Here is a 5,028-nt window from a genome sequence, read left to right as displayed (position 1 = left end):
ATAAAAATCTATTTATGTCTTTTTCTTTATATGTAGTTTGAAATTCAAAGTGAAGATAATTACCGTCCTCTGTATAGAAAGTATAATCAGTAAAGTTGGTTTTTATGCTTATATCTTTAATTTCAGTGTTGGCAGGTGCTATTATTTTGGTTTTCAAATTAAAAAAATTCACAGCACTTTGCTTGAATATATCCATTGCGGTTTTCATTATAGAATCTTCTATTTTATTGTAATCCATGCGAGTCCTCCTACAAAATAAGTTATACTTATATTATAGCAAAAAATAGGTTTGATGAAAAATTGATATTTATTTGAATTCTGGTGAATTTTATACAAAAACACCTATGATCTTCTCTAAATTCAAGAAATATCATAGGTATTATGAAGTACATTATTTTATTAATATTTGTGTTTGAAGTACTGAATTTACTGATTCTTTCACTATTCCCACTCAATTGTAGCAGGTGGTTTCGAAGTTACGTCGTAGACTATCCTGTTTACTCCTTTTACTTCATTTACAATCCTTCTTGATACTTTATCCAATACTTCATAAGGTATTCTTGCCCAATCTGATGTCATAGCATCCGAAGATGTTACTGCTCTTAGGGCTATTGTGTGACAGTAAGTTCTTTCATCTCCCATAACTCCAACGGACTGTATGTTAGGAAGGCATGCAAAATATTGCCATATTTTTTCATCTAGTCCCGCATTAGCTATTTCCTCTCTGAATATAGCATCTGCTTCCCTTGTTATGAATAATTTTTCCTCTGTTATTTCTCCTAAAACTCTAATAGCGAGTCCAGGTCCCGGGAAAGGCTGTCTCCAAACCAGTTTATGTGGTATACCTAGTTCTTCACCAACTGCTCTAACTTCATCTTTAAATAACTCTCTAAGTGGTTCTATTAATTCGAATTCCATATCTTCTGGAAGTCCACCCACATTATGATGGCTTTTTATTGTAGCAGAAGTTTTCGTTCCGCTTTCGACAACATCTGGATATATAGTACCTTGAACCAAATAATCTATTTTGCCTAATTTTTTCGCTTCTTCTTCAAATACTCTTATAAATTCTTCACCAATTATTTTTCTTTTCTTTTCAGGATCAGCAACACCTTTTAACTTTCCTAGGAATCTCTCTTGTGCATTTACCCTTATTAAATTCATATCAAATTGATTTTTAAATATTCTTTCAACCTGGTCCCCTTCATCTTTTCTAAGCAAACCGTGGTCTACAAAAACACATGTAAGTTGTTTTCCAATTGCCTTATGAACAAGTACCGCTGCAACAGAAGAATCAACCCCGCCTGATAATGCACAAAGTACCTTTTTATCTCCAACAATATCTTTTATCTCTTTTATCTTCTGCTGTGCAAATGATGACATAGACCAATCGCCTTTTAATTTGCATATATTAAATAAGAAGTTTTTAAGCATTTTCTTACCAAATAACGTATGTTCCACTTCTGGATGGAATTGAACACCATACAATTTCCTTTCTTTATCTGCCATAGCAGCTACTGGACATTCTGATGTCTTGGCTATTATTTTAAAGCCTTTAGGTGCTTTTTCTATATAATCTGTATGGCTCATCCAACATTGATTTTCTTCAATTCCTTTAAACAGAGGTGACTTAGTATCAAGCTCAATTTCAGTCTTACCATACTCTCTAATCTCTGCTGTACTTACTTTTCCTCCTAAGGTATATGCCATTAATTGATCTCCATAGCAAATTCCTAAAATAGGAATATTAAGTTTAAATATGTTTTCATCTATTCTAGGAGCTTCCTCCCCATAAACGCTATTTGGTCCTCCTGTAAATATCAAACCACTTGGATTTTTTTCTTTTATTTGTTCTGCTGTATATGTATATGGTATTATTTCACAATAAACATTGTTTTCTCTAACTCTTCTTGCAATAAGCTGATTGTATTGACCTCCAAAGTCAACAACTAATATTAATTCTCTATTAAACAAATTTTTTTCCTCCTCCTAAATTTAACAATCTTCAAGTGCTAATCGCTACTCTCCAACATAAATTTGTAACTTGATTACTATATACTTATAACTGGTAACTAGCCCAATGGTAACTGGCAGTCTCATTTAAATTTATTTAAATTTTAAAAAATTACGTAGCAATTTCAACATTTACTATTCTCTATTCTCTGATTTACTGTCTTACGCTGTAGTTTGGTGCCTCTTTTGTAATATTAATATCATGAGGATGACTTTCTCTGAATCCAGCTGAAGTTTGAACAACAAATTTTGCATTTTCATATAGCTCCTGAAGATTTGCTGCTCCACAATATCCCATTCCTGATCTTATTCCACCCAATAATTGGAATATAGTATCTGTAACGTGTCCTTTATATGGTAATCTTCCTTCAACACCTTCTGGTACTAATTTCTTATTTCCCTCTTGAAAATATCTGTCCTTGCTTCCACATGCCATTGCTCCTAGTGAACCCATTCCTCTATATACTTTATAGCTTCTTCCTTGATATATTTCGACTTCTCCTGGTGCCTCTTCACATCCCGCAAATAAAGAACCCATCATAGCTATTTTAGCACCAGCTGCCAATGCTTTAACTATATCTCCTGAATATTTTATTCCTCCATCAGCTATTACTGGAATTCCATATTTATTAGCTTCTTCAACACAATCCATTACTGCTGTTAATTGAGGTACTCCAACCCCTGCAACAACTCTTGTTGTACATATAGAACCAGGCCCTATTCCAACTTTGACACAATCAGCTCCTGCCTCAATTAAATCTCTTACAGCATCAGCAGTAGCAATATTTCCTGCTATAACTTGAAGTTCTGGGTATACTGATTTGATTTTTTTAACTCCCTCAATTACTCCTTTTGAATGTCCATGTGCTGTATCAAGAACCACAACATCAACGCCTACATCAACTAAAGCTTTTACTCTATCCATCATATCCGCCGTTATACCTATTGCTGCTCCACATAAAAGTCTACCCTGAGTATCCTTAGCTGCATTTGGAAATTTAATTGCTTTCTGAATATCTTTGACAGTGATTAAACCCACAAGATTATTATTATCATCAACCAATGGTAGCTTCTCAATCTTATGTTTCCTCAATATCTGCTTTGCTTCTTCTATTGATGTTCCTGCAGGAGCAGTAATTAAGTTTTCACTTGTCATAATCTCTTTTATTGGTCTTTTATAATCTGTTTCATATACTATGTCTCTGTTTGTTAGTATACCAACCAATTTTCCTTCAGTGGTTATAGGAACACCAGAAATTCTGTATTTACTCATAAGTTCCAATGCTTCATAAACAGTATTATCTGGTCCTAAATAGAATGGATTTGTTATTACACCATTCTCCTGCCTTTTTACAGTATCAACTTCGGATGCCTGTTTTTCAATACTCATATTCTTGTGAATAATGCCTATTCCGCCTTCTCTCGCCATAGCAATAGCCATTTTTGATTCTGTAACTGTATCCATTCCAGCACTCATAAGTGGAATATTAAGTTCAATACTCTTAGTCAAATTTGTCTTTAAAGACACTTCCCTTGGTAAAACTTCTGATTTATTTGGAACCAATAATACATCATCAAATGTATAAGCTTGTTTAATAATCTTTGCCATTATAATCATCCTCTCACTTTTAAAATTTTACTTATATTTTTACTTATATTGCAAAAAATACCTATCCTACTAACCATATTGCATATTGCATATTGCAAAAAATACCCATCCTGCTAACCATGAGCAAAATAGGTATAAGAATCCTATCTTAATCTCTCATAGTCAGAAATTTACGGTTTCCTGTAGAAACTCCTTGCCATATTCAAGGAATATATGATAATTAAGTACATCAAAATCATATTTATTTAATTTTATATTTATTTAATTTTAAGTATTTATACATATTCTATATTCTATTTAATTATTATGGCTTTGTCAATGATTTTATACAAATTTTAATAATAGGGACGGTTAATTAAAAAATCAAGAAAACGATAAGAAGAAACAGAGAAATAAATAGATAGATAAATAACGGATAGATAACTAACGGTAAGAGTAAGAAATAACGGGGACGGTTAATTAGAAAAGAAAGAAGAAAATAAGTAAGAAATAACGGGGGACGGTTAATTAAAAAATTAAGAAAATAAAATGAAAAAATAATAATAATTTTATTAACAAAATAATAAAAAGTCTTAGATTATTTGATATTTGATAATTAGACAGTAAATTTGTTTTGCTAAATTAAAATATAGAAACTTAATGTGTAAATTTTACTCTACGTCAAGTAAAAAACTTCAATTTCCTATTTATAGAAGTTGCATAAGGTTCAATATTGTAAAATTGATAAATAAAGCAAATTAGAATAGAGTTAAGATATCGGTACAAAAAATGTAAGATGAAAAAATATAATATAAATTAGTAATATATAACATATATATATATATATATATATATATCATATGTCATATCATATGTCATATGTCATGTTTTGATGATGTGTATAAAGATAAGTTATTTTTTATGTATAAAGATAAGTTATTTTTTATGGTTAAATTATTACTTAGTTTAGTGTGATTTTGTTAATTCTTAAGACATGGTATGTTAAGAGATGGATGGCTTGTCCTTTGTTTGTGAATAAAAATATAAAAGTATGAACATCAAATTTTTGAAAAAGTTTATATATTTACTTTAAATAAGCAAATACACTTATAATATTTTATATAATATACATAATATATATGCATATATGCAGTTATTGAGTTATTCTGAGATAGTTCAAGAATATCAAAAATATCATTTAAGCTAATCCTGTTTTGAGCTTGATGTAATATATTTAACTAGCCTTAAGCACAATAAAGTCATCTACAATATTGGTATACCTATTATCATGAAGGACAGTATCTATTCCAATTGAACAAAGGGCTGATATTCGTGATTGAGTGATATTGCCAATAATTTTACAAATATCTTTATCTTTAAAATTACACAAACATTTTAACAGCAATACGTATAAAGCTTTACTTTGA

General features: G+C 30.5%; 2 protein-coding genes, 2 pseudogenes and 1 riboswitch. All 4 genes and pseudogenes read right to left on the bottom strand.

The window, feature by feature from the left end; translation table 11 throughout:
- Positions 1 to 238 (bottom strand): annotated as a pseudogene (locus CLTEP_RS13500) (DUF4351 domain-containing protein); the annotation flags it as partial.
- A 203-nt stretch (positions 239 to 441) separates the two neighbouring features.
- On the bottom strand, positions 442 to 1,974 hold the full coding sequence (gene guaA, locus CLTEP_RS13495) for a glutamine-hydrolyzing GMP synthase (protein ID WP_066827553.1): 1,533 nt from the start codon (positions 1,972 to 1,974) through the stop codon (positions 442 to 444).
- A 193-nt stretch (positions 1,975 to 2,167) separates the two neighbouring features.
- Entirely contained in the window at positions 2,168 to 3,622 is a 1,455-nt protein-coding gene (guaB, locus tag CLTEP_RS13490; RefSeq protein ID WP_066827552.1) for an IMP dehydrogenase, read from the bottom strand.
- Between the two features lie 139 nt (positions 3,623 to 3,761).
- Positions 3,762 to 3,859: riboswitch (purine riboswitch) on the bottom strand.
- A 976-nt stretch (positions 3,860 to 4,835) separates the two neighbouring features.
- Positions 4,836 to 5,028 (bottom strand): annotated as a pseudogene (locus CLTEP_RS15260) (transposase); the annotation flags it as partial.

The sequence above is a fragment of the Clostridium tepidiprofundi DSM 19306 genome, assembly GCF_001594005.1.
Taxonomy (GTDB): domain Bacteria; phylum Bacillota; class Clostridia; order Clostridiales; family Clostridiaceae; genus Clostridium_AC; species Clostridium_AC tepidiprofundi.
This window is presented reverse-complemented; position numbering and strand designations above follow the sequence as displayed.